A 19,758-nucleotide genomic window follows, 5' to 3' on the forward strand; every position below is an offset into this window, starting at 1 on the left:
CGAAGCCAAGGGTTACCCTATCGCGATCAGCGCCGCGCCGGAGAAGGTAGCCCACCGACGAATCAGGCACTGAAGGTGGGCTGGGCCCCCGCTTCTTCGTTTCCGCCGCTGATATGAAAGTGGCGCCAGTTGTGATCAAAGAATATTTTTAGGAGTGGAGATGGAACATAATATTGCAGACATGACCCTCGATGAGGTCGTATCTCACCTCATCGCGGGAGAGATTCTGCACGTTGCTAGCGGAGAGACATTTTCCCTGCCGTTGAGTGATAGCCGCGCTGTTCTCGCGTTCTACAATCAAGACCGTCGAGCGTACTGGAATCCGGATAAAGACACTGCAATTCAGGATGGGGAGGTGGATCGCGTCCTCGCCGCGCTTGACAATGTACCTAAAGCCTTGCCCGCACCGGCTAAGGCGCCGCCGGAATTGCAGAAATGGCAACTCACCAAGATCGAGGCGCATCGATTCCGGGGGCTGCATCGTCATTGCGCCGAGGGAGGTTCAGACCCCAAGCCGTTCGAGCTTGAGCTCGCGGCACCGGCCACACTGTTTCGGGGGTTCAATGGGGCGGGCAAGACCTCGCTGGTCAGCGCCGTTTGCTGGTGCCTGACCGGGTATGGATACCGGTCGCAGGGGCTGCCGGCACCGTTGCATGAGTGCATTTCGGTGCAAGTCGCCAGCACCGAGGCGGAAAAGAGCGGATTTGACATCCCAGTGATTGTGCCAATTCCCACCGAGCAGGAGCTGGTAGCGGTCGATGGCGTGCCGAAGGTCGACACATGGGTTCGGCTGTCGTTTCGATCGTTGATCGATGGGAGGGAGGTCGTGGTTGAGCGCCACCTCCAGCGGGAGGGTAAGAAGGGATTCAAGACCGGCGTGATCGGTCTAGAAAAATTGGGGCTATCCGAGCTGGCGCTTCAGGTCGGCATCCTGATGCCCGGCATCGCCGCCGCGACCCGCTTCGATGACAAGACCACGCTGTCCCAGGCCGTGTCGACATTGACCGGCCTGCGGCCGTTGGCGCATTTTGGCGCGCGGAGCGGGCGTCTCCACGATCGGCTGACCGAGAAGTATCCGAAGCTGGCCAAGCAAGAGAAGGAAGCTTGCGAAACGACGGCGGGCGCCCAGAAGCAAACCCTCGACGACCTTCTGAAGAGCGGGAAGGATCTGCCGAACCTCGATTGCGTCGTCGTTCCCGCCGACGGCGATCGCGATGGATGGGTGGCTGGCCTCACGGACGCCGAGAAGCGCCTCAAGGCGGTCGAGGACCAGGCGGCCGAGGAAGCGACGTTGATTCTGGGCGCCCTGCCGCCCCTGACGTCGGATATCGAGATTAAGCGGTTCAGAGACGCGCTGACGGCCGCTCAAAACTGTTTCAGCGGCGCCGCTTTGAGGGGACTGCCGTCCATGCAACTCGCCGCGAACCTCGGCGAGCTGCATGAGACGGACTTGGAATCTGCCGGAAAGGTCCTCGAAGGCATCGAGGCCGAGGCCAAGAGCCTGGTCAATCGCCTGTCGGATGCCAGTCGTTCGGATCGGCTGCGCCTCTATGGCCTAGTTGCCAGATGGCATGAGGCTGCTCATCCGGGGCAGCCTTTCTCGACATGTCCGGTTTGCGATCGCGATCTCACGCAACCCGGGGCGATTCCTCGGGACGCGTTGCTGGATCAGGCCGTGGCCGACGCGCTAGGGGAGGCCCGCAAAGCGGATTCAGCACTGTTGAAGACCGGCGCCGAATGGGAGCGCGACGCCATGCGTGGGCTGCGCGGACAGTTGCCGGCGAGTTTGCAGCCCTTTGCATCTGACGATGTGCCGGATGACCTTGCGACGGTCTATAAGGCAGCGTTGTCCAAGGAGGTCTTCGAGCAACCGGATTTTCCGCCGGTCCTTCGCAAGATGGCACCCGGCGTCGCCGAACTGTGCCGCATGGCATGGGCGAACGCACCCGTCCGCGCGCCGTTGCCGAGCACGGCCATCCCGCAACAGATTCCCGACGCCGAAGGCCTGCGAGGCGCGATCCAGAAGGTGCGGCGTGCGATTCGTCTCGCCAGGTATCGCGCCGCGAACACGGAATTCGCGAGGTCCGCCGTGGCCAGCGTATTGCGCTCTGCGGCGGAAACCGATGTCCCAGCCAATCAGCGCGCGGTTGCCGGGCAACTGAGCGTTCTTAACACCTACCTCGAGGCGGCGACGGCATTCGCCGGTGTGCGTCGCCAATTGGGCCAGTTCAAGCTGACCTGCGAGAAGTGGAAGGCCGCGTGTGAGCGGATCGAAAAGCTTGATCGTGCGGCGAACGCAGTTGAGCCGTTCACGCGGTTTCCAGCCCTTGTTCACGATCAGGTCGCCGGTCTGATCCTAGCTCTCGACTCGCAGGCAACGGCCTGGTCGCAGCGCATGTACAAGGCGCAGTTCCTGCAAGCACCTGCCTACGCGGGGTTGGACCCGGCCAAGAGCGACGGCTTTACGTTCCTGGCGGCACAAGGCAAGCATCTGGTCGAGGCGCATCATGTCATGAACGCTTCGGCTTTGCGGGCTTACTTGTCGGCGTTTGTCCTTGCGCTATGGCAGCAGGTCTGGACGAGATCCGGAGGGATTTCGACGATCCTGATGGATGATCCGCAGGATCTGCTCGATCCGGGCAACGTCGCCAATCTGGCAGCGACGGTTCCGCATCTGATCGCGGCGGACATGAGCCCGCTGATCGTCAGCAACGACTTTGGCTTCATCCCCACCATCGAGGCGTTCGTCTCCGCGCACAATACCACCATGCCCGGCCGGCGCACCGAAGTGTGGGAGTTTTCGGCGATCTCGACGTCGAAATGCACCGTCAGTCTGGCGCCAGTCGCCGATGAAGCAAGGTTGCGCGGCGAACACTGGCAAAAGACCGATCCGAATGATGTCACGCTCGCGCGGGCATTCGTTCATCCCGTCCGCGTACGCATCGAGATTAAGCTTTGGGATCTGCTGGCGTCCGATCCCGCGGTCCTGAAAGACCCGACGCTGAATGATCTCCTCGGCAAGATCGCCAACGCGCGAAACAGAGGAGAGCGGCCGTTCAACGAAGAGCCGTTCCGCAAGCTGATCGAGCTGCCTGCCCTGAAGGCCGGTGCGCCATTCCGGGACGCGATCAACAAGGCACACCACGGCAAGGCCGATCGGCTCACGCCCGTCGATGCGGATATCGTCCGCCAAGATTATGAGGATGTCTTCGCCGCGATCGACGCCTGTTGGCTCGCCTATGCCAGGTTCATGGGCCGATTGCCGTCGGAACAAGCCCTGGCGGAGGCCACGAAGGCTCCGGCCGAACCGAACGTCGTTCCCTTGCAGGCCAAGCCGATATCGGTCCTCGGGCGGCTTGCCGCCCATGAGGTCGGCGCTCCCCTCACCAGCATCGAAGATGCAAAGGACCAATTCGAGCTTGGGTCGCTAGGCGACATCTCGCTCTTCACGCTGCGCGCGCCGACCTTGGGATTGGCGGCCTTTCCCGGACAGACCCTGATCGTCTCGCTGACCGCCGAGGTTCGCAACGGAGACCTCGCTATCGTGCAAACGCCGGGGAAAACCTACGCACGCCGCATCGGCATCGATAAGGCCGATTTGTCGCGGATTGTCTTGGAGAGCGTGCCATCGGCGAGTTCGCGCGTACCGCCGACGCACTTCGTTCAGCGCAGCAGCGCCACGTTGAGCAAGATCGTCGGTGTCTTGTTTGACGAGACGGTGCCGGCCAAATCTCATGACGAGGCGATTCCCGCAACCGGTTCGGCTATCCTCTCCCAGGTGGTCGCGGCGGCGGTCGTTGCTGGCGATAGCGCCTTTCCGGTGGCGCCGGACAAGGGCCATGTGCTGCTTGGACGAGCGCCCGACCTATCCCAGTTGGCGGGGCGGATCCTGGCCGTCGTGGCACGGCCGGACGTTCATTCGTCGGACCACTTCGCCTACCTGAAGCGTCTCGGCAAACAGATGCCCGGCAATGCTTCCGTCTACTACCTGGAAAATGTGGGCCAAGCTGGAGAGGGGGAATATGTGCAATTTCCCGGTGCGGGCGGCGCGATCCCCGGCATCTCGGTCGTCGATGATGTGTGGAAGGTACATGGCACGATCTTCTAAACATCCGGTCTTCGTGTGACGATCAGTCAGAATGTCCTCAGCCTGTGGTCCTTGATGGGTTCCTCATGAGCGCACTGCTCGTTCGTTGGGCGGACGCAGGCTGGGACGAGCCGGAGGAAGAATGATCCGCATCTTGCACACGGCCGACTGGCACGTCGGTCAAACATTGCGTGGATTCTCTCGAGAGCATGAGCACCGCAAGGTCTTTGAGCGCCTCGAAGAGATCGTCGTCGAGCGGAATGTCGACGCGCTCGTAGTCGCCGGCGATGTGTTCGACAGTCAGAATCCGTCAGGAGAGGCGCAGCAACTCCTTTACAACGCGCTCGTGCGGCTGAGCCGCGCGCAACCACGAATGACCGTAGTGATCGTTGCCGGCAATCATGACGCCGCCGGAAGGTTGGAAGCGCCTCGGCCTTTGCTAGAAGCCTTTAATATTCGCGTCGTTGGAAATGTGCGGCGGCGCGATAGGCGGATCGAGGCGGCGCAACACCTCGTGCCGATTTTCGACGCCAGCGGTGCAATGGCCGCACACGTCCTGGCGGTCTCCTACCCAACTGCCGCCTGCCTTCCGAATTTGACGCGGCTGGATGGCGACTCTGGCTCACCCGTCATCGCCGGAGTACGCAGTCTTTACGCGGAATTGCTCGGCACGTTACGGCGGCAGATGGATGGTTTGCCGTTTGTCCTTACGGGACATCTCCACGTCGCGGGTGGCATCGAGTCGGAGGGCGCCGAGCGCCGGATCTTGGTCGGCGGTCAACATGCCGTGCCGCATGATGTGTTCCCGACAGAAGCAAGCTACGTCGCGCTTGGTCATCTGCATAAAGCCCAGGCCATAGGTCGCGATAGCGTTCGCTATTCGGGATCATTAATCCCCTTGTCGGCAACGGAGCAGCCTTACGCTCATGGAGTGACGCTTGTGAGCGTCGACGGTGCGCAGGTCACGTCAGAGCATATCCCAATCGATCGGCCGGTTCCTTTCCTGCGGCTGCCAGAGTCCGGTGATATGCGTTTGACTGAACTTGGCGATCACCTGACGGCATTGGATCTCCAGCCAGATCTGCCGATCAACGAGCGGCCGTTCGTCCAGATCAGACTTGCTCGTAACGGGCTGCCTTCTGGATTCAGAGAGGAGATCGACCGCATCACCGAGAACTTTCCTGTACGCGTTGTCGATACTCGTGTCGCCACGATACCCGGTACGCTGAACGAGACGGTCCTGACGGATCCTCTGATTCGGTTGGCGGAACGAGATCCAGAGGACATGTTTAAACTCGCGTTCGAGCGTGAGTTTGGCGCGGCACCGGGTGTTGCCCATCTGGATGTCTTCCACCGTGCACGGGCGGAGGCTTGACCCATGCGCATCCTGGCGATCCGCGGGGAAAATCTGGCCAGTCTTGCGGCACCTTTCGAAATCGATCTTGCAGCAGAACCGCTCGCGGGTTCCGGCCTCTTCGCCATCACGGGCGAGACTGGCGCCGGAAAGTCGACCATTCTCGATGCACTGTGCCTCGCGCTCTACGGCGAATACCCCCGCGTCTCTGTCGGCCGGCGCGAGAATGCTCCCGACCCTAGTGGAGAGCCGATCTCGATTCATGACGGCCGCGCGATCCTGCGCCGAGGTGCCGGCGGCGGGTATGCCGAGGTAGATTTCGTCGGGCAGGACGGTGAGCGATACCGTGCCCGCTGGGAAGCCAACCGCGCGCGCGGGCGGGCAAATGGCCGGCTTCAGAATGAGCAGCGCGCGCTGTATCGCCTTGACGACGGCAGCGCCGTGGCGACGGGCAAGACTCAGGTTCGCGAGGCGGTAGAAGCGAGGACCGAGCTTACGTTCGATCAGTTCCGACGAACGGTACTCCTCGCTCAGGGCGAATTCGATGCCTTCCTACTCGCCGCTGAGAGCGAGCGCGCAGAATTGCTTGAGAAAATCACAGGCACCGAAATCTACGCGGCGATCTCGATCCGCGTCCGTGAGGGCACGGAGGCTCGACGAAGGGCCGTCGAGCAGCTGGAGCAGCGTCGTGGTGACATTGGCCTTCTCGATGATGCTGCCAAGCAAGGATTGCTGGACGAGCAAAGTCGGCTTGCGTCGGCTATTGCCCAGAAAGCCGCGGAGCGTGATCAACACGACGGACGGCTCGATCATTTCAAGCGCGTCGTTGCCGCCAGAAGCGATCTTGCTCAAGCAGTGGATCGAGCCGGAACGGCACGTTCAGCGCGTGAGACGGCCGCCAATGAATATCAGTCGCTTGCCGAATTTGATCTCGTCGAGCCGCTTCGCCCGCTTTCGGTTGAAATGGACAATGCGCGGCGAACGGTGACGGAGGCTGAATCACGCCTCGACGATTTGCTCATCGCCCGCGAAGAAGCGCGAACGCGCGACGACGCCGCGGCAGGTCAACTCTCCGATGCTGCAACGGCCGACGAGGCCGCAGAAGACCTCTTCAAGCGCTTTGGTCCCCTCTGGAGCGAAGCCGAGAAGCTCGACGCCGAACTGGCCGCGGCCAGGATCGAGTTTACTGATGCGGCAGCGAAGTCCCAGCAGGCGGAAACGACGCTGCGATCCAACGTAGACGCGCTGGCAGCGCTTGATCAGGCTATTGGCCAATGCACAGATTCGCTGGGCATAACAATGGTCCAATTGAGGGAGCAATCAGCCCGCGCTATCCTTGCTGATCGCCTCGGTGACGCGACGGTTCTGCTGGAGAAGCGTGCCTCTCTCAAACAGAGTCGCAGCATGTTCCGGGCGAATGAATCTGCGGCAATAATCGCACGTTTGGAAGGTGAGATAGGCGAGCTGTCGGAGATGCTCGCGGCAGATCGTGAGCGGAAAGAGGGCCTCAGTCGCGACATTGCTCAGTGTCGCAATAGCCTTGCCGCAATCGACGAGCCGACGCTCCATCAACGTGACACAGATCTCCAGGGAGCGCTTGAGGCTCTGCGCCAGGCGAGCACCATCTGTGAACAGCATAATCGTGCGTCTGGAGATCTAGCGCGCGGGGAATCGGAGCTCGCCATTGCGGCGCAGGAGGTGAGCGCAGCAGGCAGCCAAATCGCTAACGCCGAATCCGAGCAGCTCCGCAGTCGGACCGCGCGCGTCGAAATCGTGCCGCTCGCGGAACTGGCCGACGAGGCTGTCTCCTCTGAAGCCATCCATCTGCGCAGCCTGCTAACCCCGAATGTTGCGTGCCCGGTATGCGGCAGCACAGGCCATCCCCATCTCGCGCACCCCAGCGCGTTGAACGAGATGGTTGCAACCGTTCGTCGTCGTCGCGAAGAGCTGGATACGGCGCTGGCTGCAATAGGCCAGCGTCTTAGCACCGCGACACGCGCACTTGCCGCTACGGAAGGGCGCCGGGCAGAGGCGAACCGCGTGATTGATATCGCGCGCGGCCAGGTTTCGCCAGCCGAGAGCGCTTATATCGAACTAAGGCCAATGGTGAGCGACCTCTGCTCCAAGGCGAGAATGGAGGGGAGTGTGCCTCGCGCGCTCGACAGTCAAGCCGCGTGCGAATTGGCGGCGCTCACCTCGGCCGCGAAGACGGAACGGATCACGATTGCTGCTCCACTCGCAGACGCCCAGCGCCTTCGGGCCGAGAGCGACAGTTTGCAGAGAGAGCATGACGCACTCGTTCGGTCCATCGAGTCGACAATTCGAAGCGTCGACCAACGACGTTCTGAACTTCATGCTGGACAACTGAAAGCCACGGAATCCGCAATCCGGGAAGCGGCGCTCGCAGAGAACCTCGCTACCATCGATCGCGAGATATCGCCATTCCTCGTTGCAGCCGATCTAACCATCGAGCTGCTTGACGCCGACCCGGTGGGCTGCGCCGACAGACTTTCAGCGGTTGCGCAAGAGTACGGGGCACTGCGTGAGCGGGCTGGCGAGCTCGAAATTACGCTACAACGGTTGGCGCCGGACCGCGCGGCGGCGGCCGTCTCGCTTGAGCACGCACGGTCACAAATGACGCAGAGCGCGGCCCAACTCAATCAACGTCGACGGTTCGCGCAAGAGAAGGCGACCGCCCGAGCTGAACTTCTTGGCGGTGAGGCGACTGCCAGTCACCGGACCCGGATCAACGAAGCTGGTCGAACGGCCCGCGAAACCCTCGCCAAGGCGCGCGAGGCGAAATCCAATGCTGCCGGCGCGTTCCAGTCGGCCAGCGCTCGCTGTGAGGAGGCTGCCGCGGGATTGGAGGCCGCGAAGAATCGCCGCGCGTCAACCGAAGGGGCCTTCAATACGGCCTGTCAGGATATCGCCCGGTCGCCGGGTCAGGTGTTCACGCTGATTGCCACCGACCCAGCTGTGTGCAGAGCGCTACGGAGACGAATTCAAGAGATCGACCGAACCGTAAACGATGCGGACGCCGCCGTCCTGATGCGTCGGGAAGACCTCGAGAGATCGCTGGAAGGGTTCGATGAGACAACTGACGCGGAGGCATCGACTGCCGCCGTTGCAACCCTTACAACGGAAATCGGCGATCTGCATCAACGAACCGGCACACTTTGCGCATCGCTCGCGCGCGACGATGACGCGCGTCGCATAGCTGCAAGCCTATCTGCGGAGATAGAGACGGCCCAGGCGGAACTTGCCATTTGGCAGGCGGTCGATGACGCCATCGGCTCAGCCAATGGCGATCGCTTTCGTCGCTTCGTACAGGGCATCACACTCGATCACATGGTGCAACTCGCGAATGATCATCTCAATGCACTGAGCCCCCGTTACAGGCTCGCGCGGGGAAAGGTGTCAGATCTCGCACTATATATCATCGACTGCGACATGGACGATGAGATTCGCGGGACGCGGAGTCTTTCCGGCGGCGAGCGATTTCTAGTCTCGTTGGCGCTTGCGTTAGGACTATCAGGCCTCGAAGGCCGATCGTCCTTTGTCGATACGCTGTTCATCGACGAAGGCTTCGGATCGCTGGACGCCGACACGCTCGAGTTGGCAGTGGATGCATTGGAAACCTTGCAGGGGCGAGGACGAAAAGTTGGCGTCATCACTCATGTCGCCGCCATGATCGAGCGGATCGCCGTGCAGGTTCGCGTTGAAAAGTGCGGCGCGGGGCGCTCTGAGATTCGGGTTTCTACCGGAATGGGAACGGTGTGGCTTGCTGTCGAGGCCGTGCAATAGACGGCGGCGCGGTCACGAGTGGCGGCATCGCGGAAGCACTGATCACAGTGCGCTATCCGACTGCCATGATAAGCAGGATGCCGACCGTGGATCTCAATTCGTCAATCACCATAGCCTCGTTGTGCAATATTGGCAGCCGTCGCACTGATTCGGGCTATTCTTGCCATCGCTCGGCGGGCGGGCTGAGATTATGCGATCGGGGCTATCCGGCACATGCGGCGGATAAGTGGGGTACGTCGTGAAGCTGAGTTTAAGAGAGATTCATCCAGGATGCATCGCGGTCCAGTGTGAGGCCGATCCCGGCATTTATCAATCGCTCAAGCCAGATCAGCCGGACCCGAACCCGTTGCCTATCAAAGAGGTCATTTGGTTCGATGCCACCAAGTCAACAATTATCATTCGACCTATTATCACGTACCCGTCCGAGCGATACTTTGAAGCAAAGTGAAGTGGACCCCGGAAATAGGACCAGATCTTAAGGTGTGAAGCGTCCTGCTCTGTCTCAACCGACGGAGTACGGATATGACCAACTCTCGCAAGAAGTTCGATGCCGCATTCAAGGCCAAGATTGCTCTGGAGGCACTGCGCGAGGTTGCGACGGTACCGGAGCTGGCAAAGCGGCACGGCGTTCACCCGAATCAGATCTATGGCTGGAAGAAGCAGGTCCTCGACAATTTGGCGAGCCTGTTCGCGCGTGGCGCGAGTGCTTCGGGCGATGGCGTGGAGGAGCATGAGCGCGAGACGGCGAAGCTCTATACCAAGATTGGTCAGTTGACGGTTGAAAGGGATTTCTTGGCCAAGAGGCCCGGGCGATGAGTCTCCCCGAGCGCAGGGCGATGGTCGGGCGGCCTGGCGAGAATTTGTCGGTTCGCCGGCAATGTGAGCTGCTGAATCTGGCGCGTTCTGGTGTCTACCGGCCCGTGCCAGTGACCAGCATCGACGACCTGACCTTGATGCGGCGGATCGACGAACTGCATCTGAAATGGCCGTTCTACGGCTCGCGGCGAATGGTGTTCGAACTCAATCAGGCCGGCCGCGGCATCAACCGCAAGCGCGTGCAAAGGCTGATGCGCGTGATGGGATCGAGGCGCTGGTCCCGCGCCCCGGCACCAGCAAGGCCGCTCCCGGCCACAAGATCTATCCCTATCTGCTGCGTGGCGTCAGCATCGCCGAGCCCAATCATGTCTGGGCCAGCGACATTACCTACATTCCGATGGCGCAGGGATTCTTGTATCTGGTCGCGATTATTGACTGGGCTACCCGGGCAGTGTTGGCGTGGCGCCTGTCGAACACGATGGATACAGGCTTTTGCATCGCGGCGCTCGACGAAGCGCTGGCGCGGCACGGACGGCCTAAAATATTCAACACCGATCAGGGCGCGCAGTTTACCAGCTTGGCCTTCACCGGCCGGCTCGAGGCTGCAGGCATCGCGATTTCGATGGACGGACGCGGGCGTTTCATGGACAACATCTTTATCGAACGGCTGTGGCGCTCGATCAAGTACGAGGAAGTGCACCTGAAAGCCTATGCCGACGGGCGCGAAGCGCGAGACGGCATCGGATCATGGATGAACTTTTATAATCATCGCCGTCCACACCAGGCGATGAACAACCAGTTTCCCATGGCGACATGGCGTGCCGGCACGGACAGGACCGAGGTGGCGAGGACTGTGGATATGCCGCTTCGCTTGGACAACGCAAACGCGTTGCCCACATACCCACAGCAGACGCAAACGCCGCAGCAGGAAGCTGCTTGATTTGAACGACAAGGCAGGCGCGATCACACCTTAACTTCGGCGCTCCATGGTCCCACGGACGGGGTCCACTTCAAAGTACGGACAGATCGAAGAGATCGTTTTGGAGGGTTTTGGCGTTGAGCCGCCCGGAGATGAACAGGCCATACACGACGCGCTCTTCCAGCTTCCCATGGGCTTCATCAAGAATATCGAAGCCGGCCTTGGATTTCCAAAGGAATATAGTTCAATCGTCGACTGCGTCGAGGAACTCGACGACGTCACAAGCCTGATCATCACCAAACGAGGCTCGACTCGCCTGGACGGCGCGTGTTTTCATCTCGCCTAGCGCGAATTCGAAAAATTGCGCCTGTCGCTGGCGCGTACTACACGAGGGACTGTTACCGCTTCACAGAGATTATGACTCTTTGGAAGTGGCGGGGTAGGCGCCAGCCATTTTGGCGCGAGCCTTGTCTGTTGTGAACAAACATTTGATGCGGAAGCGGGCGGCATTTCGTTGTCGTTCCCAGGCGGTGATTTCGCGGCGCAGTCGCTTGGGGTCGTCGATCCTGCGATCCAGGCACTGGCGCCGCAGGACGCCGATTTCGATCTCGACCATGTTGAGCCAGCTTGCGTGTTTTGGGGTGTAGTGGAACTCGAGGCGTCGCAAAATCCACCTGGCTTCGGCGGGTGATATCGGCAATCTCGATGGGGGGTCGGTGCGGGCGGACGTCGGGGCGGGTCATAAGCCGCATCCCGGACGCGTTGTCATGCCGGTGGCGTCACCTCCAGCGACAGGCGGTCGAGCGTGCTCTGCGTCGCCCAGATCGGTTGGGTGGCGACCTGCGTGTAGCGCGCCGTCGACGACAGGTTATTGTGCCCGAGCAGAGCCTGGATGATCCGGATGCCGGTTCCGTTCTCCAGAAGATGTGTCGCGAAGCTATGGCGCAGCGTGTGCAGCGTGACGCGCTTGGTCAGGCCCGCAGCAATAGGCGAGCATGCACAGAAAGACATGGGCCCGCACGTGCTGTGCCGTCCAGTGGCGGATCGGCCGTATTTCGAGATCAATGGTTTTTATGGACCGGAAGCGGCGTTCGACTCGCGACAGGTCTTTGTAGGCCTGAACCGCCTCTGCAGCGTCGAGATGCCCAGCGGGCATGCTGGTGCGGATGACGTAGATGCCGTCGAGGCGCGCCTCTTCCTCGATCCGCCCGATCCGTCGCTGCCATGAGAGATCGCCATCGGCCACTTCGACATCGAAGTGCTTGGCCATCTTCTTGCGGTCCAAAACCGCACCGACCGCCATGCCGATCTGGGCGGCACCACGCAACGGAGAGTGTTTGCGCTGGACCTGCGCCTGAACGCGAGCAAGTTCGTGCTCGGTCGCGGCCAGCAGATCCTCGCGCTTGCGGGCTCGTTCGGCCGCCAGATCGCGATTGCGACAGACGATCAGCCGCTCGCCCGGGAACAGGTCAGGGGCGCTCATCTCGGCGAGATCGCGATCATCAAACAGCGACAGCTGCAGCGGCCCGTTCTCCGCCGCCAACGCCTGGATCGCCGGCGCACGTAGGCAGGTGATCCAATCAACGCCTGCTGGCTTGAGATCATCGCGGATGCGCGCCGCGGTGATCATTCCCCGATCGCCAACCAACACCATGCGGCTGATTCCGAAGCGGTCCTTGATCTTTTCGACTTGAGAGCTCAGCGTCTTCGGGTCGGCCGTATTGCCGTCAAAGACTTCAACCGCAATCGGCAGCCCCTCGCGCGTACAGAGCAGCGCGTAGACAATCTGCGGCCGATCGCGCCGGTGATCGCGGCTGTGCTCGCAGCTCGGCAATCTGGTCTTTGGGCCGGAAACTGGCACGCAGCAGACCGTAAGAATGAAGCCGCTGTAGCCACTGCGCATCGCTGACGTCGGTCTTGCGTCCGGGCACGTGCTTGGCATCGCGGGCATTGACGAGGAATACAATAAAGCCACGGGCATCGAGGAGCTCGAAGATCGGAATCCAATAAACGCTGGTCGATTCCATGACGACCGTCTCGACGCCGCACTCTGCGAACCAATCCACCAACTGATGTAGGTCGGTCGTGAAGGTACCGAAGCTGCGCACTGGTTCGGACGTTCGATCAGCCCTTACGGCGGCCATGTGCATGGTCGCCCCGACGTCGATGGCCGCCGCGTTCGGGTAGACCATCGGCATCTTGTGGTAGATCTTGGGTTTCGATCTCTTCTGCTTCATCTCGAATCCTCCTGTTGACGACGGCAGAAGGGCTGGGCTGCGCTATTGGTCAGATTCCTAAACGGGATCGCCGGATGGCGTCACCACTCTCAAGTGCGCAACAACCCATGGACCAGGTTTTTTAACGGGGTCACTTGCCATCGTATCGGCCGCTCCCTTCCGGTCCGCAATCTAGCGCAGGCCCGTTTCTATCCCACAGGGGGAGCGCAGCGCCGCGCATAGTGTTTTAGAAGGAGCGCTCACCAAGGCGGGATTGCTGAGCGCAAAGCGATGATCGACCGTGAGCACGATCTGTCGATCACCAGGCAGGCGGAAGTTTTGCAGATCAGCCGCGGCAGCGTTTATTACCTGCCGCGCCCGGTGCCGGACGCCGATCTCGCGATCATGCGGCGTCTCGACCGGCTGCATCTGGAGTTTCCCTTCGCCGGTTCGCGCATGCTGAGAGGCCTGCTGGCTGCCGAGGGGTGCAAGATCGGCCGCCGGCATGTGAAGACGCTGATGCGGCGGATGGGGATAGAGGCGCTCTATCGCCGTCCGCGCACCACCAGGCCAGAGCCCGGCCACAAGATCCATCCATACCTGCTGCGCGGCATGGAGATCACGCGGCCGAACCAGGTCTGGGCGATGGACATCACCTATATCCCGATGGAGCGCGGTTTTGTCTACCTCGCGGTCGTGCTCGATTGGGCAACCCGTCGTGTTCTGTCGTGGCGGCTATCGATCACCATGGAAGCAGCCTTCTGCGTCGAGACGCTGGAAGATGCCTTGGCTCGTCACGGCAAGCCGGACATCTTCAACACCGACCAGGGCTCGCAGTTCACCGGACAGGCTTTTACCGGCGTGCTCGCCGACAACGGCATCGCGATCAGCATGGACGGCAAGGGCGCATGGCGGGACAACGTGTTCGTCGAACGCCTCTGGCGCAGCATCAAATATGAAGAGGTGTACCTGCGGGCCTATGACAGCGTCAGCGAGGCCCGCAGCTCGATCGGCCGATATCTCGACTTCTATAAGATAACAACAGGCGTCCCCATTCGAGTCTTGACGGCAGCACGCCGGATCAAGCCTACTTCACCCCGCGGCCACTCCGCATGGCAGCCTAACCCCGGCAGAGGCTCCACCTATCGACGCGGAGATTCTGTTCAGACAAACGGGACCAGCTCTAATCACGACTCGCGCTTTATGAAAAGTGGGTACTAGGGCAACCTTATCGAAAACCTGACGAACGGCGTTTCGATTACCCTCTTCTGCGTGACCTCACGCTACGGTTCCGAATCGATCGGCGATGAGGTAGGAAGAAGAAAGGTAATATCGGATGGCGACGTATATGACGGTTATCGAAGCAAATGCCAGTTACCGCAATGGCAAGAAGGTACACTCGCCAGCGCGGTTCGTTGAATCGGACGCCGACTCTCTAAGCGCTCAGCTTAAAGGGCTCTGGTTGCGCTTATTTACTCCATCCTCCGTGACGGAATTGCGAAAGTTCACCTCGGGCGAAGTCGCAAAACTGATCGGGATCACCGACGCACATCTCCGGCACCTGTCACTCGCAGCTGAGGCTCCCGAGCCGAAAAGACAGCACGGGGACACCGCTTATTCGCTGCAGGTTCGCGAGAGTCGTCGCATTCTGAGCAAAACGCAGCGATGCAGCGAATCGATGCGAGGGCGGACATCTTCAGGTCATCGCAGTCACAAATTTGAAAGCTGGATCCGCAAAACCACGACGGCCGCGCACGTCGCGCAATATTTTCCGATGAAAAGCTATCGTACTTCCTTGTCGGTGCTGTTCGGTCTTCAGCCCAAATGTGACCTGCTACGCAACTACGCATTGTGCCGGGCGATCCGCTATGACGACTTGTTTAGTTAGCTCAATGCCGCGCCGGGCGATCCGTCGTTCATTCGCGATCAGCCGGATGATACGAAGGCGGCTGATTTCGAGGCCCTGGCGGAGCATTGCCGAGCACGGACACCAGGTACACCAATCTTGGTAGGGCCGAGCTTTCAGACAGAAGGTCGCTATCAAGCTGCCTCTGGCAACGGTCGGCTCGAGGCCTTGCAGTCGCTTTGCAAGCCCGGTCAAAGCTATCGTTAAAGATCCGACTAATGAACAACTTGTTCTGGAATATCGGGCGCTGCCATCGCCGGCAGCGCCCGATGAGTAAGCCGCGTACCCGCAGTATGAGCAAGGATCCATAGCGGCAAAGGAAAAAGCCTCCAAACGGTTCCGTCCGGAAGCCCTTTTGTCTAGCTGGGCACTGGCAAAGAATCACCTTCGCGAATCGCAGTCAAGTGTCTCGCGAGAGAGAGGGCCGGTTTGGCGAGCAGATTCCTTTGCCCGCACGAGGCAAGGACATGCAGTCACATCCACCAACGACGCCCTTTGGGCGGCGATCGCTAACGCTTGCCCACGTGGCAAGCCAAATGCTCGCAACAGAACGCCGTCCCGAAAAGATCGTGCACAAATGGAAGATCTTCCACGCCATCTGCACGGCACGGCCGCGGCTGGGCGTGTCGGAGCGCTCGCTCTCGGTGTTAGAGGCGCTCCTGACCTTCCATCCTGAGACCGCGCTCACAGGAGAGAATGATCTGATCGTCTTCCCGTCGAACCATCAGCTCAGTCGGCGGGCGCACGGCATGCCGGCATCGACACTGCGGCGTCACCTCGTTGTGCTGGTCGACGCCGGACTGATAGTTCGGCGCGACAGTCCAAATGGGAAGCGGTATGCGCGGAAGGACGAGGTTGGCGAAATCGCCCTCGCCTTCGGCTTCGATCTTTCACCGCTCGTCGTACGCTCGGAAGAGTTTGAGAGCCTGGCGGCCGATATCGAAGCGGAAGCCCGTGCACTCAAGCTGTTGCGTGAACGGGTCACGCTGTGCCGGCGCGACATCGCGAAGATGATTGCAACTGGCATCGAGGAAGACATCCCGACGCGAAGGGCAGGGCAGGGGCCCGCCGATTGGCAGGAGGTACATGCCGCCTTCCGCGCAATGGTCGCTCAGATTCCACGCTCCGCGACCCGGCAGGAGCTCGAGCCGATCGTCGACGAGTTGTCGCAGCTTGCTGACGACGTGCTCGGTGTTCTGGGAGCACACATCAAATCCAAGAGTCCGAGCGCCAATGAGTCCCATTCTGAGCGCCACATACAGAATTCAAATCCAGACACCCCTATTGAACTTGAACCAAGCCTTCGAGAAGGCAGGGCGGCAAGAGCTGAGCCAACACCTCAACCATCGCGAGTCGCCGAGAATTCGTATCCGTTGGGAATGGTGCTGAATGCATGCCCCGACATCGTCGATTACGCGAATGGCGGGATTTCGAACTGGCGCGATTTCGTCGCCACCGCGGCCGTTGTGCGATCGATGCTGGGAATCAGCCCGAGCGCCTGGGAGGAGGCGCAAACCGTCCTGGGCGAAACGCAAGCGGCGGTGGTCGTCGCCTACATCCTGCAGCGCGGGACGGCGATCAATTCCGCCGGCGGTTATTTGCGCGGGCTGACGCGGAAAGCGGAGGTCGGGGAGTTTTCTCTTGGGCCGATCCTGATGTCGCAGATCAACTCCCGGCTCCACGAAAAGCGACGAGCGGTGAGCGATGGGTAAGACCCGGCTGGATTGGATTCCGGTTTGAGCGGGCGTAGCGATGTCGTTCGGCGCAAGAAGGCGATATTGCCGATCTTACGGTATCCGGTGGAAGGTAACCGGTATGAGCTCCCCGTCTGGGGGGATCAGCGAGCGCGTGGGTAGCGGATCGGCATCCAATATTGGTGCGCCGTATTGCCGCATATGCGAATGTTACCCTGATGGCGCGATTGCCGATGACGATCCGATGTCGATCGATCGGCCGCGCCAGGTGGCTTTCCCGGTTTGCTCGACGAGAGGGGCTGTGGGCGGGTCTGGCCCTACATAGCCCGAGCCGTCCACAACCCCGGGCAACTGGGAAGCGGTCGTGGCGTCGCCGAGCGGGCGCTGAGCGACCACTGTTCAGCAGCCTTCCGTCTAAGCGCCCTTAGCAGACGCTGCACGATCGAATGCTGTCTCATCCCGAACTCCTCGGGGTGTTTCTCGCTCAGCCGGCCGACGATAGCGAGTGCAGTTAGCTGCGGTTGCGCAGCGAGCCAGGCCTGGATCGTGGCAATATGTGGGTCGAGCTTGGATGGCATGCGACCCCTGGTTTTATAGGGCCGACGGGTTCGCCGGTGCGTGGCACGCGGCTCGCCGGCCGTCGCTGTCTTGCCGAGCGTCTTGGCAAAACTGGCTGCGGTCGCTGGCGCGGTGCTCGTGCTGGCGCATTGCAGGCCGCGCGCCTGTCCGGCACGACGATCGACGCGATTGCCGAGTTCGTCCTGGGTTGCGCGAATCTCGGCCAACAGCGCGACCGGATCGAGCGAGCGATACTGATCGCGCAGCCGTTTCTTCACGGCGGCGGTCACCTTGGGATGCGCCAATGCACGCTCGTAGGGCGTCAATGGGGGGTGATAGCGCTTGATCACTTCAGCCCCTTCGCGGCGCTTCTCCTTCAGCTTGGACGACGGCTGGAAGAAGTTGACATAGAGCCGTGCCGCCGCATAGAGGCGGCCCATCACACGGGTCGTGTAGACGCCGTCGAAGCGGCCATAGCCCATGCGGCGGCGGACGACGGCACCATTTTTCTGCTCGACGAACGCTTGATCGTTCTTCTTGTAGGCGCGCGAGCGTGTGACTTCCAGCTTCTGGTCGCGGCACCATGGCACGACGACATCGTTCATGAAGGCGCTGTCGTTGTCGAAGTCTACGCCGCGCAAGAGCCAGGGGAACAGGCTCTGTGCGCGGTTGATCGCTTCGGCAACCAGCGAGCCATCCCGCGTCACCAACGGCAGGCACTCTGTCCAGCCCGTGGCGATATCGACCATCGTCAGGGTCTGGATGAACGAGCCAGCCCACCGACGTGCCGCCATGGGCTACCATGTCGACCTCGCAGAAGGCTGTTCCAGTCATTGAACGTGCGGATTGGGACCTCGCGCCGGATTGCCGAATAGAACCCGGCACGGCGCCGCCTGCCGCCGCTCGCCGGGACCTTTACGTCGACGAGCATGCGGTCGATGGTTGCGGGGCTGATCGCGAGCACACGGTCACGATCCGCAAAGCCAAGCTTCAATCGGCCATGTTGCTCAAGTGCTGGCAGCAAGGTCGGGATCATCGCCTTGATCCGCTTGCCGCACACCCGATCCGACGCCTCCCACAATGCCGTCAGCGCATCCTTGATCGTCGCACCGTATTTGCGGCGGCGCTCTCGCGGTGCCTCGACCCCGTTAGGTCTAACCGGCTCATGTTGCCGGAGTGCCCGCACCGCATGCTTGCGATGCCAGCCCGTCGTCGCGCACAGCGCGTCGAGGATCCGCCCCTTCTCCGCCCGTTTGACCGAACGGGAACGCTCTGTCACCCGCCGACACGACCTCGCGCCGCGCGCCCATGCTGATCTTTCCCGCCATAGAGGCCACCGAACCGATTCGGTGACGTCGCCCCAGTCATCGGCGAGAAGTTGTCCAGTAACATTCTGAGTCAGGCGATGCGCGCGCATGGCCTCGACGACCGCTGGAATATCGGCGTAGGCGTTACGCAGAAAGTCGGCAGTCTCGCGGCCGCTTCGGGGGGATCCGAGCACCGGCTGCCCCTGATCGTCGCGACAGTGCAACAGAATGGGCAGAAGCATGCTGTGATTGACATTGCTGGTGTCCAGCATCGGCGCCCACGCCGACAGCCTGAGCCGCATCGCGGCATGGAAACCCTGGCATCAGGGACGCGGTTCGACGTCGCCATTGGGGTTGCGCCGGTGTATCGGCTCGAACCGATCGGGGGCAGTCGAGAGGCTGTTGCTGATGTCGTTGTGGCGCAGCGCGACGGCGGAGATCGCGGCGGAATTGCCGTCGAGCATGGGAATGCTGGTAGCGGCAGGATCGCCCAGCTCTCGGCGCCGCTCCTTCACTGCCGCTGAACAATGAGTTGAGCGCATGGAGCGCTCGACTGTGTTGCTGTCAACAGAGCCGGCTCCGCAAATTTGAACAGCTCGATAAGTGGAGTTTCTGCCTGACGGCGTGCACGCTGGTGCCTGCGAATCAGGAGCGACGATGAGCAGACGAGCACGCCGGAACCACACACCGGCCTTCAAGGCGAAGGTGGCTCTGGCCGCCGTCAAGCGCGACCGCACAATCGCCCAGCTGGCGGAGCATTTCGACGTTCACCCTAATCAGATCACGGCATGGAATCGCTGCTTGAGGGCAGTGCTTCCGGAGTTTTTGGACCTGGCAGCGCCGCGCCGGCCACGCCTGTGATCGATGTGAAGTCGCTGCATGCCAAGATCGGGGAGCTGACGCTGGAGAACGATTCCTAAGAAACGGCAGCACCGAGTTTCGGCTCCAAGGGCTGGAGAATAAAGCCGAATGCATTGGCACGCCGATGCAAATTGTTGACGACTCGCGTCCGGTAACGCGTCTCGCAGGACGAGGCCCCGGGATCGACATAGTCCATTCCGTATCGCACAGCATTGTAGAACAGAAACTGCGATCTT

The 19,758-nt window shown here is 61.2% G+C and carries 9 protein-coding genes and 8 pseudogenes; 9 read left to right on the forward strand and 8 right to left on the reverse strand.

What is annotated here, in order from left to right; translation table 11 throughout:
- Positions 1–160 precede the first annotated feature (160 nt).
- The 5 genes and pseudogenes from ACVJ5M_RS43445 to ACVJ5M_RS43465 all read left to right on the forward strand — a co-directional run bounded on the left by ACVJ5M_RS43445 (position 161) and on the right by ACVJ5M_RS43465 (position 11,326).
- A complete protein-coding gene (locus tag ACVJ5M_RS43445; RefSeq protein ID WP_456679718.1) occupies positions 161–4,108 on the forward strand; it encodes an AAA family ATPase in 3,948 nt (1,315 codons plus the stop codon).
- A 121-nt stretch (positions 4,109–4,229) separates the two neighbouring features.
- Positions 4,230–5,462 carry an exonuclease SbcCD subunit D gene (locus ACVJ5M_RS43450; protein WP_108522886.1) on the forward strand — a complete coding sequence of 411 codons (1,233 nt, stop codon included), beginning with the start codon at positions 4,230–4,232 and terminating at the stop codon, positions 5,460–5,462.
- 3 nt (positions 5,463–5,465) lie between these two features.
- Positions 5,466–9,245: an AAA family ATPase gene (locus ACVJ5M_RS43455; protein ID WP_456679719.1), complete on the forward strand. Its 3,780-nt coding sequence runs from the start codon at positions 5,466–5,468 to the stop codon at positions 9,243–9,245.
- 522 nt (positions 9,246–9,767) lie between these two features.
- A pseudogene (locus ACVJ5M_RS43460) lies at positions 9,768–11,001 on the forward strand (IS3 family transposase).
- Positions 11,002–11,101: 100 nt separating this feature from the next.
- Positions 11,102–11,326, forward strand: a complete 225-nt coding sequence (locus ACVJ5M_RS43465; RefSeq protein ID WP_456679720.1) for a hypothetical protein — start codon at positions 11,102–11,104, stop codon at positions 11,324–11,326.
- Positions 11,327–11,395: 69 nt separating this feature from the next.
- Here ACVJ5M_RS43465 and ACVJ5M_RS43470 read toward each other — a convergent pair.
- The 4 pseudogenes from ACVJ5M_RS43470 to ACVJ5M_RS43485 all read right to left on the reverse strand — a co-directional run.
- Positions 11,396–11,662: pseudogene (locus ACVJ5M_RS43470) on the reverse strand (transposase); the annotation flags it as partial.
- 83 nt (positions 11,663–11,745) lie between these two features.
- Positions 11,746–11,967, reverse strand: a pseudogene (locus ACVJ5M_RS43475) (tyrosine-type recombinase/integrase); the annotation flags it as partial.
- A pseudogene (locus tag ACVJ5M_RS43480) lies at positions 11,966–12,799 on the reverse strand (IS1634 family transposase); the annotation flags it as partial. The pseudogenes ACVJ5M_RS43475 and ACVJ5M_RS43480, both read right to left, overlap by 2 nt.
- Positions 12,777–13,217 (reverse strand): annotated as a pseudogene (locus tag ACVJ5M_RS43485) (IS110 family transposase); the annotation flags it as partial. The pseudogenes ACVJ5M_RS43480 and ACVJ5M_RS43485, both read right to left, overlap by 23 nt.
- Positions 13,218–13,442: 225 nt before the next feature.
- Between ACVJ5M_RS43485 and ACVJ5M_RS43490 the strand changes: the two are divergent.
- From ACVJ5M_RS43490 to repC, 3 genes and pseudogenes are all read left to right on the forward strand, one after another.
- Positions 13,443–14,320: pseudogene (locus ACVJ5M_RS43490) on the forward strand (IS3 family transposase); the annotation flags it as partial.
- Positions 14,321–14,544: 224 nt separating this feature from the next.
- Complete coding sequence (locus tag ACVJ5M_RS43495; protein WP_456679721.1) at positions 14,545–15,084, forward strand: hypothetical protein; 540 nt, start codon at positions 14,545–14,547, stop codon at positions 15,082–15,084.
- Between the two features lie 485 nt (positions 15,085–15,569).
- Complete coding sequence (repC, locus tag ACVJ5M_RS43500) at positions 15,570–16,814, forward strand: plasmid replication protein RepC (RefSeq protein ID WP_456679722.1); 1,245 nt, start codon at positions 15,570–15,572, stop codon at positions 16,812–16,814.
- 299 nt (positions 16,815–17,113) lie between these two features.
- Here repC and ACVJ5M_RS43505 read toward each other — a convergent pair whose 3' ends face one another.
- Genes ACVJ5M_RS43505 through ACVJ5M_RS43515 form a run of 3 tightly spaced genes read right to left on the reverse strand, consistent with a single transcriptional unit; the run spans position 17,114 to position 19,125 of the window.
- Entirely contained in the window at positions 17,114–18,103 is a 990-nt protein-coding gene (locus ACVJ5M_RS43505) for a hypothetical protein (RefSeq protein WP_456679723.1), read from the reverse strand.
- Positions 18,104–18,105: 2 nt separating this feature from the next.
- On the reverse strand, positions 18,106–18,933 hold the full coding sequence (locus ACVJ5M_RS43510; protein ID WP_244608763.1) for a hypothetical protein: 828 nt from the start codon (positions 18,931–18,933) through the stop codon (positions 18,106–18,108).
- A gap of 51 nt (positions 18,934–18,984) precedes the next feature.
- Complete coding sequence (locus ACVJ5M_RS43515) at positions 18,985–19,125, reverse strand: hypothetical protein (RefSeq protein WP_456679724.1); 141 nt, start codon at positions 19,123–19,125, stop codon at positions 18,985–18,987.
- Positions 19,126–19,318: 193 nt separating this feature from the next.
- On the opposite strand from ACVJ5M_RS43515, the pseudogene ACVJ5M_RS43520 reads away from it, so the two are divergent.
- Positions 19,319–19,575 (forward strand): annotated as a pseudogene (locus ACVJ5M_RS43520) (transposase); the annotation flags it as partial.
- A 2-nt stretch (positions 19,576–19,577) separates the two neighbouring features.
- Here ACVJ5M_RS43520 and ACVJ5M_RS43525 read toward each other — a convergent pair.
- A pseudogene (locus ACVJ5M_RS43525) lies at positions 19,578–19,758 on the reverse strand (IS110 family transposase); the annotation flags it as partial.

Source organism: Bradyrhizobium sp. S3.7.6 (assembly GCF_054061875.1).